This window comes from Betaproteobacteria bacterium (assembly GCA_016194905.1).
Taxonomy (GTDB): Bacteria; Pseudomonadota; Gammaproteobacteria; order Burkholderiales; family JACQAP01; genus JACQAP01.
On the sequence record JACQAP010000026.1, the window covers coordinates 59990 to 76947 of the forward strand.

15 protein-coding genes are annotated in these 16958 nt (G+C 62.8%); 2 read left to right on the plus strand and 13 right to left on the minus strand.

The window, feature by feature from the left end; genetic code table 11:
• Positions 1-96: 96 nt before the first annotated feature.
• Positions 97-579 (plus strand): copper chaperone PCu(A)C, encoded by a 483-nt coding sequence (locus HY067_17445; GenBank protein ID MBI3529738.1) that lies wholly within the window; start codon positions 97-99, stop codon positions 577-579.
• 3 nt (positions 580-582) lie between these two features.
• On the opposite strand, the gene HY067_17450 is transcribed toward HY067_17445, so the two are convergent.
• The 5 genes from HY067_17450 to HY067_17470 all read right to left on the minus strand — a co-directional run bounded on the left by HY067_17450 (position 583) and on the right by HY067_17470 (position 3475).
• The gene (locus HY067_17450) at positions 583-1377 is read right to left on the minus strand and encodes a putative DNA-binding domain-containing protein (protein MBI3529739.1); all 795 of its coding nucleotides are present in this window, start codon (positions 1375-1377) and stop codon (positions 583-585) included.
• A complete protein-coding gene (locus tag HY067_17455; protein MBI3529740.1) occupies positions 1374-2213 on the minus strand; it encodes a DUF692 domain-containing protein in 840 nt (279 codons plus the stop codon). Before HY067_17455 ends, HY067_17450 begins: the two co-directional genes overlap by 4 nt.
• A gap of 64 nt (positions 2214-2277) precedes the next feature.
• Positions 2278-2532 carry a hypothetical protein gene (locus tag HY067_17460; GenBank protein MBI3529741.1) on the minus strand — a complete coding sequence of 85 codons (255 nt, stop codon included), beginning with the start codon at positions 2530-2532 and terminating at the stop codon, positions 2278-2280.
• Between the two features lie 114 nt (positions 2533-2646).
• Positions 2647-2838 carry a zf-HC2 domain-containing protein gene (locus HY067_17465; protein ID MBI3529742.1) on the minus strand — a complete coding sequence of 64 codons (192 nt, stop codon included), beginning with the start codon at positions 2836-2838 and terminating at the stop codon, positions 2647-2649.
• A 43-nt stretch (positions 2839-2881) separates the two neighbouring features.
• Positions 2882-3475, minus strand: a complete 594-nt coding sequence (locus HY067_17470; protein ID MBI3529743.1) for a sigma-70 family RNA polymerase sigma factor — start codon at positions 3473-3475, stop codon at positions 2882-2884.
• A gap of 165 nt (positions 3476-3640) precedes the next feature.
• Here HY067_17470 and HY067_17475 point away from each other — a divergent pair, with 165 nt between their 5' ends.
• Positions 3641-4063: an Hsp20/alpha crystallin family protein gene (locus tag HY067_17475; GenBank protein ID MBI3529744.1), complete on the plus strand. Its 423-nt coding sequence runs from the start codon at positions 3641-3643 to the stop codon at positions 4061-4063.
• 102 nt (positions 4064-4165) lie between these two features.
• On the opposite strand, the gene HY067_17480 is transcribed toward HY067_17475, so the two are convergent.
• The 8 genes from HY067_17480 to HY067_17515 form a co-directional block, all read right to left on the minus strand.
• Positions 4166-5422 (minus strand): PAS domain-containing protein, encoded by a 1257-nt coding sequence (locus tag HY067_17480; GenBank protein MBI3529745.1) that lies wholly within the window; start codon positions 5420-5422, stop codon positions 4166-4168.
• A 79-nt stretch (positions 5423-5501) separates the two neighbouring features.
• Positions 5502-6656 carry a PAS domain-containing protein gene (locus tag HY067_17485; protein ID MBI3529746.1) on the minus strand — a complete coding sequence of 385 codons (1155 nt, stop codon included), beginning with the start codon at positions 6654-6656 and terminating at the stop codon, positions 5502-5504.
• The gene (locus HY067_17490; GenBank protein MBI3529747.1) at positions 6653-8152 is read right to left on the minus strand and encodes a HAMP domain-containing histidine kinase; all 1500 of its coding nucleotides are present in this window, start codon (positions 8150-8152) and stop codon (positions 6653-6655) included. Before HY067_17490 ends, HY067_17485 begins: the two co-directional genes overlap by 4 nt.
• A 25-nt stretch (positions 8153-8177) precedes the next feature.
• Positions 8178-8882 carry a response regulator transcription factor gene (locus HY067_17495; protein ID MBI3529748.1) on the minus strand — a complete coding sequence of 235 codons (705 nt, stop codon included), beginning with the start codon at positions 8880-8882 and terminating at the stop codon, positions 8178-8180.
• An 85-nt stretch (positions 8883-8967) separates the two neighbouring features.
• Positions 8968-11124, minus strand: coding sequence for an NAD(P)/FAD-dependent oxidoreductase (locus tag HY067_17500; protein MBI3529749.1), 2157 nt, complete (start codon positions 11122-11124; stop codon positions 8968-8970).
• Between the two features lie 79 nt (positions 11125-11203).
• Entirely contained in the window at positions 11204-12007 is an 804-nt protein-coding gene (locus tag HY067_17505) for an aquaporin (protein MBI3529750.1), read from the minus strand.
• Complete coding sequence (locus HY067_17510) at positions 12004-14727, minus strand: glucosidase (GenBank protein ID MBI3529751.1); 2724 nt, start codon at positions 14725-14727, stop codon at positions 12004-12006. Before HY067_17510 ends, HY067_17505 begins: the two co-directional genes overlap by 4 nt.
• Positions 14728-14830: 103 nt before the next feature.
• On the minus strand, positions 14831-16936 hold the full coding sequence (locus HY067_17515) for a glycogen debranching enzyme family protein (protein ID MBI3529752.1): 2106 nt from the start codon (positions 16934-16936) through the stop codon (positions 14831-14833).
• Positions 16937-16958: the final 22 nt, after the last annotated feature.

The window sequence follows — 16958 nt, forward strand, 5'->3', positions numbered from 1 at the left end:
GAAGCGCCCGAATTATACAGGACGCCTGTCGCATTCCCGATTGCCGCGCAGCGATGCGTCTGCAACAATGCACCCTATCGACGATTTCACTCCAATATGAAGAGTTCCCCTGCAAGACGCGGTTATTTCGGCGCGATAGCGCTGGCCTGGCTCCTGGTCGGCGCGGCCCATGCCGCCGATCTGGTGCAGGTGAGGGAGCCTTGGGCAAAAGCCACGGTGCCGGGACAGAAGGTCGGCGGGGTCTACATGAAAATCGTTGCCCGCGAAAATCTGCACTTGACCGGCGCGAAGAGCGCGGTGGCGGAGACAGCGGAAGTGCATCAGATGAAAATGGAAAACGGCATGATGAGAATGCGGGCCGTGCCGTCCCTGGAGCTGCCTGCCGGCAAGACGGTCAAGCTCGAGCCGGGCGGTTATCACATCATGCTGTTCGACCTCAGGCAATCGCTGGTGGCCGGACAGAAACTGAAGTTGGAACTGACCGTCGAGGACGCGTCCAAACGCCCGCACCGGGTTGCGGTCGAAGTCGTCGTGCGCGATCGCGATGCGGGCCCCCCAGACGGGCACGATCACCACTGACCGCTAGCGGGCGATCAGCAACTCCGCGATCCAGCCTGCCTCGACCCAGCCGCGCAGCATGCCGGCGGCTCGCGCCGCGGCTTCCTCTTCGGCCACCCATTCGCACAACCCGGCGCAGATTTCGCCAAAGCCTGCTTGCGAAATCATGGCCTTCAGCGCCCAGGCTTCATCGGCTTCCAGCGACCGGAAGAACGGCGAGTGCTGCGTGCGCCAGACGGCCCAGGTTACCGGCTCATCAAAGGTTTCGGGCTCGAATGAACTGTCGTCGTTGTCGATTGCCTTCCAGATCGTGACCGCGTTGGTGCGCAACTCCAGCAAGCGTAAGGCCAGGTGGGGTTTGAAGCGAAGTTCCGCCCAGGCTTCCGGTGCCACGGCCGCAACCTCTTCAAAGCGCACTGCGTCTTCGTCCGGCGAATCGAACGCCTGTCCCAGCGACCACTCGAATTGGGCGAGCTCGGCCAGCACCGGATGTGCGGCGTAGCGCGGCGTGGAGCGCAGGAATTCCGCCAGCTTGCCGCCGAACCAGCGCACATTGCGAAACGTCGAGGGATGCGCGGCGATGTAGTCGCCGGCGAGGGCGTCGAAAAGCTCGTCGCCCAGGTAAGCGTGCAGGACTTCGTAGTCGGTGCCGAGAACCTCGATCAGCCGCAGGCGATAGGCATTGCGGTAGATTCCCAGCCGCGTGTTGCGGAATTCCGCGGTGTCGCCTTCGATCTGGCTGTCGATGGCGCACCCGCCGGTCAGCACGTTGTCCTGGAAACGGGCTTCGGTGACGGCGAGCTGCTTCGGGCGAATCATGCAGCTGCTTTCGCTTGCAGGGTGTGCGCGGCAATCTCGCGCGCTCGGCCGAGCTCGGTCACCAGATCGGCCAGCGGCGGAATGTGGTCGTCGCGTTCGATCATGGTGGCGACGTTGCCGAAGCGGCGAACGGCGGTTGCGTACAGATCCCACACAGGATCGACGATATCGGCATCGTGGGTATCGATGATGTGCGTGCCGCAGTGGCTGTGGCCGGCAAGGTGGATCTGCCGGACGCGCTCGACCGGGATGCCGTTCAGGAACTCAAGGGCATCGAAACCGTGGTTGAACGCGCTGACGTAGATGTTGTTCACGTCCAGCAGCACGTGGCAGTCGGCGCGTCGTGCGATCTCGGATAGAAAATTCCATTCGCTCATCTCGGACCCGCGGAACGTCACGTAACTCGAAACGTTCTCGAGCAGGATCTGCCGGCCGAGGAAATCCTGCGCTTCGCGCACCCTGGCGGCGACATGCTCGACCGCTTCCTCGGTGTAAGGAATCGGGAACAGGTCGTGCAGATTCTTGCCGGCGACGCCGGTCCAGCAAAGATGATCGGACACCCATGCCGGTTCCACGCGTTGCGCCAGCTGCTTCAGCGCCTTCAGGTAATCGCGGTCAAGGGGGTCGGTACTGCCGATCGAAAGCGACACCCCATGCAGCACCATCGGGTAGTCGGCGCGTATGCGATCGAGGAAATACAGGGGCTTGCCGCCAGGAACGAGGAAGTTCTCGCTGAGCGCTTCGAACCAGTCGACGCGCGGGCGGCTCTCGAGAATCGACTCGTAATGGTCGGTGCGCAGGCCCAGCCCGAATCCCAGTTCCGAATTCGTTGTCATCAAGAAACCATAGCCTTCACTTCAGTGCGGGAGTCCGGCGAACCGGACTTCCCGCACTAAAGCATTACGAGCGACCGGTAGCCTTTTTGCATTCATCCGGCGTGAGTGACACGAAGCCCTGGCCTTTGCAGGCGTTCTGGCCTTTGCAGGAACTGTTCGCGCTCTTGCACTCGCTCTGCCCCTTGCAGGAGTTGCCGCCATTGCAGGCGACCTTCGCCTCGGTCCCGCCGCCGCCGCTGCCCATGTTCGCACAACCCGTAATGAAAAGTGCAGCAGCGGAGGCCGCTACCGCCAAGCCTAAGATTTTCCTGCCTTCCATGGTTCATTCCCCTTCCAATGTGATTGACGATCTGCCTGGTTACGGCCGTCGGTGCCTGCCGCAAGTGGAAGTACGCAACAACCGCACAATTGGATGTGGGCGAGGCCGAATTCCTTATTTATCCTCGCGGTCCTTGATCACCGGATGATTGCGAAAAGCCGTGCGCAGGAAGGAAATCTGTTGCTGGAAGTTCCTGCAGCCCTCGCAGGCTTTCAGGTGCACCGCCATCCGCCAACGCTCCAGCCAGCCGAGACGGCGATCCATGGAATGGGAAACCAGCTCGGAAACTTGCTTGCAGGTCAGCATCGAGGTTGACGCGGGGCACGCACCGACGGAAAACGAAACGAGTTCATTTGACCGGACGGACCCGCTCTTCCGGGCCGAACCAGGCCACCTCGAGGCATTCCCGCAGACTCATCCGCGCACGGTAAAGAATCACCCAGCAATTGGTCGACGATATCCCCAGTTCCTGACAGATATCGCCCGTGTCCATGCCCATGAATTCGCGCATTGCAAATACGCGCGCCGTCTGCGCCGGCAACTGGGTGTTGCAGCGTTCGAACACTTCCCAGAAGCGCTTCTGCTCGAAACAGCGCTCGGGATCTTCCCACGTCGGCGGAAAGGTGTGCCAGTGGTCGGTGCGGGCCTGGTCGAAGAACTGGTCGGCGAACTCGCGTTCGTCTTCGCCGTCGGGCGCATCCGGTACCTGCGTCTCCCGCGACTGCTTGCGGAACAGATCGGTGATCTTGTGCTTCAGGATGCCGGTCAACCAGGTTTTGACCGAGGAGCGTCCGGCGTAACGATCGCCGCCTTCGATGGCGGCGAGCAGCGTTTCCTGCACGATATCCTCGGCGCGGTTGGCGTCCCGCACCTGCAGCAGGGCATAGCGGTAGAGATAGGCGCGGTGTTCCTGGAGTTCACCGGGCCCGGTGCGTTCGGCCATCTGAGATCCACTGGACTGGGAGGTCTTGAATCTAGTGATTTTGTCCCAAGAACTCAAGTCTGGCGACCGACAGAGGCGTAAATGACGCTCTTGAAATGGCCGCGACGGCGCTCATATAGCCGCCAAGGGCGTTGAACGCCCGCACCTAAACCAGGAGACAAGACCATGGCAAATTTGACCCGATACAACCCCTTTGACGAAAGCGTCGACGATCTTTTCAGAGGCTTCTTCCTGCGCCCGATGGCGTCCGACAACCCGCCAGCAGTCCAAGTACGCATGGATGTCGCGGAAGACGACGGTGCCTACACCGTGCATGCCGAGATTCCCGGGGTGAAAAAGGAAGACATCAACGTCACCATCGACGGCAATCAGGTGGCAATCACGGCTGAAGTAAAGCACAACAAGCAGGACAAGCAGGGCGAAAAGGTTCTGCGTTCCGAGCGTTTCTACGGGAAGGCCTATCGCGCCTTCAGGCTGGCGCAGGATGTGGATGAAGCTTCTGCGGAAGCCAAATACAACGAGGGCGTATTGGTGCTGAGGTTACCGAAGAAGGCAGTTGCATCCGCCAAAAAGCTCTCGATACAGTAATACCGGCAGTTGCTGCATCGTGGAGGGGCGATTGCCGCCCCTCCAGTGCTCTCGATTCGAATCCGCCGGATTGGACCACGCCCGGATTGGATCACAGCCGCGTCAGTGCAAAACCGCCGAGGTGTTTTCCGGATGGAGCGCTTTCGGGAAACTGAGCCGTTCCCGCTCGAGGATTCTGCGCTCCAATTCAACAGCCGCGCGGATCGCAAAAATCTTCAGGATCGCCAGATGGGGGAGTTCCTGGCGCATTTCCTTTCCGTCCGCGCAGGCGATGTGCCCGATCACCCTGCCTTGCGTATCAATACAGGGTAATCCAAGATAACTTTCCCGGTCGAAGGTCTTTTCCAGAGGCCAGCGCGCCGCGACGTTGCCCGGTACGAACACTTGCTTGCCTTGCTGTATGACGTCTTCGCAAGCGGTCCCGGTCAAATCGAACTCCACGCAATTCGCGAATCCGCCCAGGTTCCAGCGCGCAAGCATGCGCACCCGCGTGGCGGGATAGTTGCTGCATTCGCAGACGAACGCTTCCCGCACGCCCAGAACTTCCGCGAAGCGTTTTGTCAGTTCACGGAAGCATTCGTCGCCCGATAGCGTCGACAGGCCATCGGCCACTTCGAGCAATGCCTCCTGTACTTGTTTCCGCGCCGAAATGTCGGTATGCAATCCGACCATGCGATAGGCCCTGCCCGCGGCATTGCGCAGCGCTGCTCCTCGCGCAAGAATCCAGCGATAACGGCCATCGCGGTGGAGCAGGCGATGTTCGTTTTCGAACCGTACGGTCTTGCCTTGCAAGTGCGCATCCAGCTCGCCAACAACGCGGTCGACGTCCTGCGGATGCACGCGCGCGCGCCATTCCTCCATGCGATCTCCCAGTTCGTGGTCGGCGTAGCCAAGCATGCTCTTCCAGCGCGGCGAGAAATAAACCGAGTCGGTGCGCAGGTTCCATTCCCACATACCGTCATCGGCGCCGCGCACCGCCAGAGCGTAGCGTTCCTCGCTTTCGCGCAACAGATCCTCGGCTTGCTCGCGCCGCCGGGTTTCATGCGAAAGCTGGTTGCGATTCTCGCTCAGCTTTTCCGACAGCGCGTGCAACGCCTGTGCGAGCGCCATCAACCCGCCGCCGGGAACCGGCTGGTCCAGTTCGAGCAGGGTTCTTTTCGCGCTTTCCGAAGCCTGTGACAAACGGATGCGCAGCCTGATGTGAATGGCGATCAATGCCGTCGAAACCAGGGCCAGCCACGGCCACAGATCCTGCGTCAGCGCGGCCGCGGAAAACGGACCGAACCTGGCGAGCAGCAGCAGTGCGGCGCCGAGCAGCGCGCCGGCGATAATCAGCAGCAGATGCAGGCGTGTGTTCATGACTGGCCTTTCCGTGGCGGCGTTTCGCATCGACCGATGGACCGATCCGTCACGTTTGGTCGAACAGCCGGCGCGTTCCTTACGGGGTCCCGGCGGCCGTCGGAAAACCGACGCGGCGCTCGCGCCCCAGCCATTGCCTCTCCATCTCCACCGATGCGCGTACCGCAAACAGCTTGAGAATGGCATGGTGCGGCAGCACCGGCTGCATTTCGACGCGACTCTTGCAGGCGATGTGGCCAATGACCCTGCCTTTGGTATCCAGGCAGGGCAGGCCTAGATATCCCTCGGTGCCGTAGCGGCGTTCCTCCGGCCAGCGAGCGGTTGCGTGACGGGGCACGAATACGCTTCGCCCGCTCTGGATGACTTCCTGGCAGGGCGTGTTCGCCAGATCGAATTCCTCGCAGGCGGCGAATTTTCCCTCAATCCAGAAGGCGAGCATGCGCAACCTGTTCGTGGGGTAGTTGCTGCACTCGGTCAGAAAGGCTTCTTTCACGCCGATGAGATCGGCGAGTTTTCCGACCAGCGCCTGATAACACGCCTGCCCGGAAAGGTCGGCCAGCCCGTCGGCAACCTCCAGCAACACCTGCTGTACCTGGTGGCGCGACGCAATATCCGTGGTCAGGCCCAGCATGCGGTAAGGCGTGCCATTGGCATGGCGCACGGCCTGGGCGCGCACCAATACCCAGCGATACCGGCCGTCGCGATGGCGCAGACGGTGCTCGTTCTCGAAACGAACGCTGTGGCCCTGCAGATGCGCATCAACACCAGCCAGGGCGCGCTCGCGGTCCTCGGGATGAATGCGCGAATGCCACTCGTCAATCCCGCCGCCTATCTCACATCCTTCATTGCCGAGCATGCTTTTCCATCGCGGCGAATAAAATACCGCGCCGGTTTTCAGGTTCCATTCCCACATGCCGTCGTTCCCGCCGCTTACGGCGAGGGCATAACGTTCCTCGGTTTCGCGCAGGTTCTCATTCAGCCGCCGGCGGCGGCTGACTTCTTCGGCGACACGGTCCTGCAAGCGGCCCGCCGCTGCATGCAGATCGTCCAGTCCACCGCGAATGGTCGCCAAAGCGTCGCCGCGCAACAGCGGAACGAGCCCGGCCGCCGCAACATAGTGGCTTGACTGGGCCGCCAATCGCCCGAGCCGCAATCGCAATATCAGATTAAACGCCAGCGTCAGCGACAATACGCTGACGCTGGCAATGGCCGCTGTCACCCAGGCGAAACTCATGCCGCGCACTCGAGCGAACCGGACTGCGCCACGGGCAGCGTGAAGCGGAACTCGGTGCCGACTCCCGGGCGGCTGGCAACATCGATGCGGCTCTCATGCAGTTCGAGAATGCTCCTGGAGATGGCCAGACCCAGACCGGCATGCTCGCCGCGCGCGCGCTGATCGTCGTTGACACGGTAAAAGCGATCGAAGATGTGCGGAATTTCCTCTTCAGGGATGCCGCAGCCCGAATCCGCGACTGCGACGACGGCGTGTTGGACATTCGATTTCAGATCCAGGCTTACGCTGCCGCCGGCACTGGTATGCGCAATCGCGTTTCCGATCAGGTTTTCCAGCACACGTTCGATCAGGCCGATATCGGCGCACACGAACGGCGGATTCCTCGGCAAGTTGACCGCCAGCTTTATTTGCTTCTGGTCCGCCCGGAGCTGGAATTTTTGCATGACATCCTGCATCAGTTCCGCGACGGGGAATGCTTCGCGTGACAACTTGACCTCGCGCGCATCGAGCTTGGCAAGTTCGATCAGGTCGCCGATGAGCTTGGCGAGACGCTCGCCGCTGCGCGAAGCGACAAGCAGATAGTGACGACGCTCCTCGTCGCTCAGGCTGCCGTCCTTGAGCAACAAGGTGTCCACATATCCCTGCAGCGACGCCAACGGCGTTTTCAGATCATGGGATACGTTGGCGACCAGCTCGCGGCGCAGCACATCGTTGTGCGTGAGTTCGCGCACCTGGTCGACCATGCGGATCGACATCTCGCGAAAGGTGCCGGCCAGCCGGTCGATCTCGTCGGAGTTTTGCCCGGCGGCGGGTAGTTCGGCAACCGGCGCGGTTGAAAATTCGCCGCGCTGGAAATTCGCCATGACCTCGGCCAGGTGTTCCAGCCGGCGGGTCATGAATGCGAATATCAACATGCCGGTGAGCACGGCAAACAGGACGCCGACCGCGACTTCGCCCACCGTTACCCGCAGGATGTAGCTACCGGCCAGGAGGCTGCCGATGCTGTCCTGTTCTTCGTTCGCAAGGATGACGTAGAGAAATCCACGACCGTCGTTTGGCCCCGGTATCGCCGCTGCCGAGAAAATCTTCCAGGTGCCGGGGTTGCGTGGATCGTTGCCCAGAATCGGCAGTCGGGCGTTGCCGGAGAGGAACCGACGGATGGGATCGAGTGCGACCTGCGCGAGCTTTACCTTGCCCGGTGCCGCCGAGTATTCGACCACGCGTCCTTCATTGTCCAGCAAATAGATCTCGATCGATGGATTGATCGCCATCTGCATGTCGAACAGGGATTTCAGGCGCGCCGAGTCGTAGCCTTCTGGCGTGATGAGCCGGTTCTGTTCGAGCAGATGATGCGCCAGTTTCTGGTTCAGCTTCTGGGTCGCCTCCTGGTTGTAGGCGACGAAGAAATGCAGAGTCGCCAGCACGAGCGCCGTGCCGACTGCGAGAAAAAGCAGCAGCAGGACGCCGGCAAGCTTGCTGTAAAGAGTGCGGAACATCAGCGAAGCGGTAAATCGTGAACAGTCACTGACGTTCAGCGAACTTGTAGCCCACTCCCCATACCGTCTGGATATATTCGGGGTTCTGCGGGTCGCGTTCGATCTTGGCGCGCAAGCGGTTGATGTGCGAATTCACCGTGTGTTCATACCCACTGTGCTGGTATCCCCACACCTGGTCGAGCAATTGGTCGCGGGTGTACACCCGCCCCGGATGGCGGGCGAAATGCACGAGCAGGTCGAATTCGCGCGCAGTCAGCGTCACCGGTTTGCCGTCGAGCGCGACGCAGTGGCGCTCGAGATCCAGCGAGAGCGCTCCGGCACGGACCATGTTGCCCGCCTCTGCGATTCCGGCATTGGGGACTGCGCGCATGCGCCGCAGGATCGCTTTGACCCGTGCGGTGAGTTCGAGCACCGAAAACGGCTTGGTCAGGTAATCGTCGGCGCCCATTTCCAGACCCAGCACGCGGTCCAGTTCTGAAGATTTCGACGTCAGCATCAGGATCGGGGTGTAGGTACCCCGCCCACGCAACCGCCTGCAAACCTCCAGGCCGTCCAGGCCCGGCAGCTTGAGATCGAGGATGATCAGGTCGTAGTCCTTCGCTTCCGCTTCGGCCAGGCCGACGATGCCGTCGGCGGCGAGCTTTACCTGGCAGGGAAGGTCCTGCAAATGCAGCCTGACCAACTGGGAAATGTCTTGATCGTCTTCGATCACCAGTACGCTGTGCGTCATGTCCCCCGCGCTTTCATTGTATTGGTCCGGTTCGCCGTTTTGCCGGCTTTGCCTGATTGGTAGAAGCAAGCCCGGATTCCTTACATTACATCGCCGCCGTTTCCAGCCGCGGCCGAGCGGGTGAGGTCGGGGCGGCCGCGATCAGCGGCGCGCCGGTGATCAGGCGCGTGCCGCTACGCAGGGTCAGATAGGCCCAGAACCAGTCGAACATCACCGACATCCGGTTGCGCACGCCTACCAGGAAGCCGACGTGCACCATGCCCCAGAGCCACCAGGCCCCGGCTCCGGACAAACGTACCGAACCGAAGTCGGCTACCGCCGCTTTGCGGCCGATGGTGGCCAGGCTGCCGAGATGGCGATAGCGGAAAGGTCGTGGCGGCGTTCGCCCGGCAATTCGCGAGCGGATTACCGATGCAACATACAAGCCGCCCTGCTTGGCGGCCGGCGCCAATCCAGGCACGGGTTGGCCATTCCACGCGGTCGAGTACGCCGTGTCACCGATGGCGAAGACTTCCGGCAGTCCGGTCACCGACAGGTCCGCGCCGACCTTGATCCGGCCGGCGTTGTCGGCTTCCGTGCCCAGCCATGTTGCCGCGGGCGAGGCGACCACACCTGCCGCCCACAATACGGTGCGTGCGGCGACACGCTTGCTGTTCACAGTCACACCCAGCTCGTCTATGGTTTCCACCCGGCTGCCGGTCTGGACCTCAACGCCCAGATTCTCCAGCGAGCGTTTTGCATTCTCGGAAAGAGCTTGCGGAAATGTGGGCAGTATTCGCGGCGCCGCCTGCACCAGCACTACGCGCGCCGCCGCCGGGTCAAAGCGACGAAAGTCCTTGTCCATGCCGAAGCGCGCGAGTTCCGAAATTGCTCCGGCCAGTTCAACGCCGGTCGGTCCGCCGCCGACGATGAGAAACGTCAGCAAGGCACGGCGTTCCGATTCGTCTTCGCAGGCCTCCGCGCGCTCGAACGCGGTGAGCACACGCCTGCGTATGTCGGTTGCGTCTTCGATGCGCTTGAGCCCGGGCGCATGCGCCGCCCAGTCATCACGGCCGAAATAACTATGCGAGGCACCGGTGCCCAGCACCAGGAAGTCGTAAGCAATCTGCAGATCACCGACCATGACCTTGCGCGCCGCGGTATCCACGGCAGTCACCGTTCCGAGCAGCACCCGGGCGTTGAACTGCTCGCGGAACAATCCGCGCACTGGCGAGGCGATATCACCCGGCGCCAGACTTGCCGTGGCCACCTGGTACAACAGCGGCTGGAACAGGTGATAGTTGTTGCGGTCGATGAGCGTGACTTGCACCCTTGCCTGGCGCAGCGCCTGCGCGCACGCGAGCCCGCCGAAACCAGCGCCGACGATGACCACGCGCGGCAAGCCTTCGATGGAGAAGGCAGGCTTGCCGGCGAGTTGCGGGAACACGCCGCGCAGGCGCCTGTGGAGAAGGGCGTCCAGCGAAAGCGGCCCTGCGCCGAAAGCGAGGAACAGGCCGAGCGCCATTGCCCAACGCCAGTCCGGCCCAAGGCTCGGGTCCATCACGGTCAGTGCGATGGCCGCCGCAGCCAGCGCGATGGCGGTGAAACGGGTCGCGAAGCCGGTTGCCAGCAGCAATGCACAGGCAACTGCAATGCCTCTCGGCAGTTGCGGCGCGCTGGCAATCGGCAGCCAGTCCGCAACGGCAATGCCGGCGGCGGGCGATGCGTGGGCGGCAACGACAAGCGCCATGGCCAGCCAGGCTCGCAGCACCAGCTGATAGACGGGAAAGATGCGCCGCGTGATCCAGTCGAAAATCCGCACGATTCCCGCAGCGAACGGAATCGCGGTGTCGCCCGTCCCGCGCTTGAGCAGATGATCGAACGACAGCGGCCCGGCGCCGCGCAGCATGATCCACGCCAGCGATGCGGCCCACAACAATTGCGTGTCGAGCGCGCGGTAGCTGAACTGGATCACGAGCGCCAGGGCCAGCATCGGAGCCGCCGCCAGGCGAGTCGCGAGTCCCGCCGCCAGCAACACCGAGCCCGCGAGTTCGACGACGACGCCGAAGACCGCAGCGGCTACGGGATCCAGCCATGAAACCGGATATTCGTTGGCCGACAGGTAGAGCGCAGTTTCCCAGCCGGTGATTTTCAGCAGGCCCGAAACGAAGAATGCTTCCGCCACCCACAGCCGGATCGCGAGATCGAGCAGCGGACCGAACGAACGCTCGAGCGCGCGGAACGCGTCCGCGAATGCGGACATGAGATTGCCGATCTGCGTGGAATGGACGCTTGCCGCTGCGCGTTTCATCATGACTCCTGGATCTGCCGGCATGCCGCGTTCATGCGGCTGCAGGCGACTGGTGCGCGCGATAGCGGCACGGGAATATGCACCTGCTGTCGTTTTCGTGGTGCAGTTTGCAGCACAGCACGGCGCTCCTGCCGCGGGTCATCAGATAGAGTTCCGCCGCGATCAGCATGCCGGCCACCGGCGCCAGGAAGTAGATCCACGCATCGGTCCAGACCCGTGCCGGCAGGGCGGACGCGAAGGTGCGCGCCGGGTTCATGCTCATTCCGGACAGCGGTGCCTCGAAGACGATGAACAATGCAACCAGCACTCCGGCGAACAGGCCGGTGTAGCGATTCAGCGCCGGCCTGTTCGATACCGTCAGCACCGTGAACATGAGGCCGCCGGAAATGAGTGCCTCGGCGAGAAAAGCCGGCCAGCGGCCGGCCATTCCCGGCACGGTGACGGCGTAGTTCACGGCCGCGTCGGCAATGACCGCGGTGCCGAACAGGAATGAAAACAGCACGACGCCGGCGGTGCCGCCGGCAAACTGGAACAGTGTGTAGAACATCGCGTCGCGCGTGTGGATTCTTCCCAGCCGCCAGAACGTCGCCGTGACGGCCGGATTCAGGTGCGCGCCGGAACGCTTGCCCAGCGGTGAATAGATCAGGCCGATCGCCGTCAGCCCCATGGCCAGCGCGATCAGCGCGCGCCGCGTGAACGGGTCCGGTACCGCCTGCCTGGCGAACGAGGCGGGATGCTCCAGCAAGGCGGTGAAGGCGCAGGCCGACAGCATGAACAGCCCGAGACCGAGCGCTTCGAGGAAATATTCCGGCCAGTGGTAGTCCCCGGACTTCACGCGACCGCCTTCTTCCTCGTCGCCCGGGCTGCGGGCTGCTGTGCCTGCTGCTGACGCCAGTAGCTCGGGATGTCGGCGCGGTAGCGGCGCTGCACCAGGTTGGCGACCAGTCCGGTCCACCCGGTCTGATGCATCGCGCCCAGGCCGAGACCGTTTTCGCCGTGGAAATATTCGTTGAACAGCAACAGGTCTTTCCAGGCCGGGTCGGTCTGAAACGGACTGTTCCCGGGCAATGCGGGAATGCGTCCGTCGGGTCCGCGGCGAAAGATGTTCACCAGCCGGTCCGAGAGCAGCTTGGAGATCTCGTTGAGGTTCATTTCCCGGTCGCCCAGGCAGGGCGCGCGCACCTTGAAGCCGTCGCCGAGAAAGCGGTAGTAGCGCTCGATGGCCTGCACCAGCACGTAATTGGTCGGCATCCAGATCGGCCCGCGCCAGTTGGAATTGCCGCCGAACAGGCCGGAGTTGGATTCGCCCGGCACGTACTCGATGAGCGCGCGGCCGACGCCCTGGATGACGCCAAGGTCGCGGCGTTCAGCGTGCACGCGCGACACGGCGCGCACGCCATAGTTCGACAGGAACTCGTTCTCGGACAGCAGGTGCTTGAGGATGGCCCGCAGTTTTTCGGCGTCGACCAATGCCAGCAGGTGTTCGCCGCGGGCATTGGTCTTGGTCGGGCACTCGGAAACGTAGTGGCCGTCGAACAGCCCGTAGCGATGCGCCTTCATCACCGCTTCGAAGCGCGGTGCCGCCTTGAGCAGACGCTGATCGACGATTTCGCAGGCGAACAACGGAATCAGACCGACCCAGGAAAACACGTCGATGCGCTGCGCACTGCCGTCCGGCCCCACCACTACGTCCTTGAAGAAGCCGTCCTGTTCGTCCCACAGTGATATGCCCATGCCGCTGCCGCCGGCGATGGTGTTGGCGATGCCGAGGAACTGCAGATAACACTGGATGGCAAGATCTTCGTAGTCTGAATCGGAGGCCGCCAGTTCCAGGCACAGCATGGTCATGTTCAATGCGAACATCGCCATCCAGCCGGTCGCGTCGGCTTGTTTGAGGCTGAACCCGGCGGGCAGCGGCTGTGAACGGTCGTACACCGAAATGTTGTCCAGTCCGAGGAAACCACCTTCGAACACGTTGTTGCCGTCGGCGTCCTTGCGATTGAGCCACCAGGTGTAGTTCATCAGGAACTTGTGGGTCACGCGTTGCAGGAAGCCGATGTCGCCTTCGCCGCGCTGCACCCTCTCGGCGCGAAAAGCTTTCAGCGCGGCCATCGCCAGCACCGGCGGATTGACGTCGTCGAAGGACCACTCGTACGCCGGAATCTGGCCGTTGGGGTGCAGGAAGTGTTCGGTGAGCAGCAGTTCGATCTGCTGCTTGGCGAAATCCACGTCGACCAGCGCCAATGCGCCGCAATGAAAAGCCAGGTCCCAGGCGGCGAACCACGGGTATTCCCATTTGTCCGGCATGGACACGACATGCGCGGCCTTCATGTGGCGCCAGCGGCGATTGCGTCCGACCTTGCGGTTCGCGGGCGGCGGCAATTGATCTCCATCCTGCCAGCGCGCGACATCGAAGTGGAAGAACTGCTTGCTCCAGATCATGCCCGCCAGCGACTGGCGCAGTATGTTCATGTCCTGGGTGTCGCCCTCGGGCAGCAGCTGGTCATAGAACACCGTGGCTTCCGCCTCGCGTTTCGCGAAGGTGACTTCGCGCTTGCCGAAAGGATCGACGAGCGGCTGGCGCGACAATGTCATGCCGATGGTCGCCGAGTGACCGGGCTCGAGCGTAACGACATGCCAGGCGCCGAACTTGGTGCCGGACAGTTCCGGGTTGACCGCGGCTTGCTCGGCATTGACGACGCGACGGTGGAATGCGTCTTTCACGTAAGGCGTTGTGCCGGAAACATTCCAAAGGCGCTCGGCATTGCTCTCGTTTTCCGTGTAAAGCACCTGCGCGGGGTGCCGGCCATAAAGATGGTAAGTGCCCAGCGTGGGGTGGTCGGCTTGCACCGCCCACCGGGCGCCCATGGGCACCGCGATATCCCGTAGCACGGGTTTGTCCACCGGATCGCCCCAGGACCAGTCGTTGCGAAACCATAACTGCGGCAGCAGGTGCAGCGGTGCGGCCTCCGGTCCGTGATTGGTGGCGATGATCCGGATGTGAATCTCGTCCGGTCCGGCCTTCGCATAACGGACTTCGACATCGAAGTAACGGCTGTCTTCGAACACGCCGGTGTCCAGCAGATTGAACGGCGGTTCCTGTCTGGAGCGACGCGCGTTTTCCCGCACCAGCCATCCGTACGGATACTCCGCCTGCGGATATTTGTAGAGATAGCGCATCCAGCTGTGGCTGGGCGTGGCGTCGAGGTAGAAGTAGAACTCCTTGACGTCCTCGCCGTGATTGCCCTGGTTTCCGGTCAGGCCGAACATGCGCTCCTTGAGGATGGGATCCTTGCCGTTCCATATGGCGAGCGCGAAGCACAGGCGCTGATGCTCGTCGCAAATGCCCCCGAGGCCATCCTCGTTCCAGCGATAGGCGCGACTTCTCGACTGATCGTGATCGAAATACTCCCAGGCGGTGCCGCCTGCACTGTAATCCTCGCGCACCGTGCCCCAGGCGCGTTCGGCAAGGTAAGGCCCCCATAGCCGCCAGTCCTCGCGGCCTTCGTGTTGCGCCTCCAGTCGTTGCCGTTCCGCGTTCAGCGTTGCGTTCATGGTTTCGCTCCAAATAGAAAATTGTTAGCCACAAAGGACACCCACCTCTCCCCATCCCTCTCCCCCCGCAAGCGGGCGGAGAGGGTGTCGGATACAGAGGAAGTCACGCTCGCATCACTGCCTTTGGCTCCCTCTCCACGTAAGCGGAGAGGGCGGGGGGTGAGGTGCCTTTCTCTGTGTCCTCTGTGGCAGATTGTTTCTTCGCTTTTTCCAGGAGCCACCAGGCTTCCAGCGTGCAAGCCACCGACCAGGCCTGCGAGGGTGCGCCGCCCGGTGCGTGCGGCGGGCCGCCGTCGAAGATTTCGCTGACCGTGCCCAGGCCGGCATCCAGCAAGTGATCGCGTAACGGATCGAGTCGCGCTTGCGCGCTTTGCGCATCGCCGAACACGCGGAATTCGGCCAACGCGTAGTGGCCGAGCAACCAGCCCCAGGCCGGTCCCTGGTGATACGACGAATCGCGCTCGCGGACGCCGCCGCGGTAATACGGTTTGTAGTCGGCATGCGAAGGAGTCAGGGAGCGCAGGCCGTAAGAGGTGAGCAGCTCAGCGCCGCACTGGCGAACCACCCTTTCCTGAATCACTCGATCGAGCGGAGAAAAGGGCAGGCTCACGGCAAAGATCTGGTTCGGCCGCACGCTTGGGTCGTCCCCGTTCGGCCCGTCGAGCACGTCATAGAGGCCGCCGGCATCCTCATTCACGAAGCGCTGGAAGGCCTGTCTGACCTGCAAAGCGAGCGTGCGGTAGGGCTCGCGGGAAAGTTTCAGCAGGTCGGCAAATTGCACCATGGATTCGAGGGCGTTGAACCAAAGCGCATTGATCTCCACTGGTTTGCCCGCGCGCGGCGTGACCACCCAGTCGCCGATCCTGGCGTCCATCCATGTCAATTGCACGCCGGGCGCGCCGGCGCGCAGCAGTCCGTCGGACGCATCCACGCCGATGCCGTAGCGGGTTCCCCTGATGTGCCATTCGATGACCGATTCGAGCACCGGGAAGGCATCTTTGAGCGCGGCCTTGTCATGCGTGGTATCCACGTAGGCACGCCAGGCCTCGATGTACCAGAGCGCCGCGTCCACGGTGTTGTAATCCGGTTTGTCTCCGGCACCTGGAAAGACATTCGGCAACATGCCCTGGTCGACGAAGCGCGCAAAAGTTTGCAGGATCCGGCGCGCAGTTTCGAAGCGTCCGCTGGCTAGCGTCAGGCCCGGCAGCGCGATCATCGTGTCGCGACCCCAATCGCCGAACCAGGGATAACCGGCGATCACCGATTCTCCGTCGGGCGCTTCCGGAAGCGGGCGCGCAAAAATAAAGCTCGCGGTCGCAAGCGTGAGCTGATCGACCCATGCCGGCGCTTGCGCAAGCTCGGGTACCTGCACGCGCGCCCGTTTGAGATTGCCGGCGTCCGCCGCTCTGGCGCGGCGCAACGCTTCATCGAGATACGGCGAAGGATTGGCATCCAGGCTGGCTACCACGCCCACCCATTCGCCGGGGAGCAGCTGCAGGGCGGCCTCGCCGACGCAAAGATGATTGTCGCGGTCGGCCAGGCCGCGGCTGCGCTCCGCCGGCAGATCGAAGTTTTCATACCATTCGTGCCGGCCGTGAATGATGCCGCCACGGGCGCGCAGCGTGAGCGCGAACCAGTCCGGGAAGCGCACCCGGAGGTCGGCACCGCCGGATTCGATCACGGGATTGAATTCCCCGGAGCGCGCGCTGCCGTGATGGTCGTGCGCGTTGGCGAGCAGCTTGATGTTCAATGACAGCGGCCGTTGCGGTTCACCGCCGTCGGGCAGCAGGCGGAAAGCGACATAGGTGGTGTTGGCGCCTTGTTCCATCCAGATGCGCTGCTCGACACGCAGACCAGCGCAGGCAAAACGCCATACCGGAATGCGGCCGTCGAGTTCGAAGGATTCGATATTCAGATGTCCCGCGGGCGCAATCACGCCGCCCCCCCAGCGGTTGCTGAACAGCGGCCAGCTATCGACGCCGTCGCTCAGCGTCGCGTCGGCTTTGGCTACGACAAGACGGCGACCCAGCGGCGGATCGACCGGCGCGACCAGCAAGCCATGGTAGCGGCGCGTAAGCGTGCCGGCGATCGTGCCCGCCGCGTAGGCGCCGAGTCCATTGGCGAGCCACCATTCGCGGCGCTCGGCCTGTTCGATGTCGCCGCAGATTTCCCTGCCGAAGCGAATCAGTGGTGCCTGCGGGGAATTCATGATGTCGTCTCCTCTGAAGTTC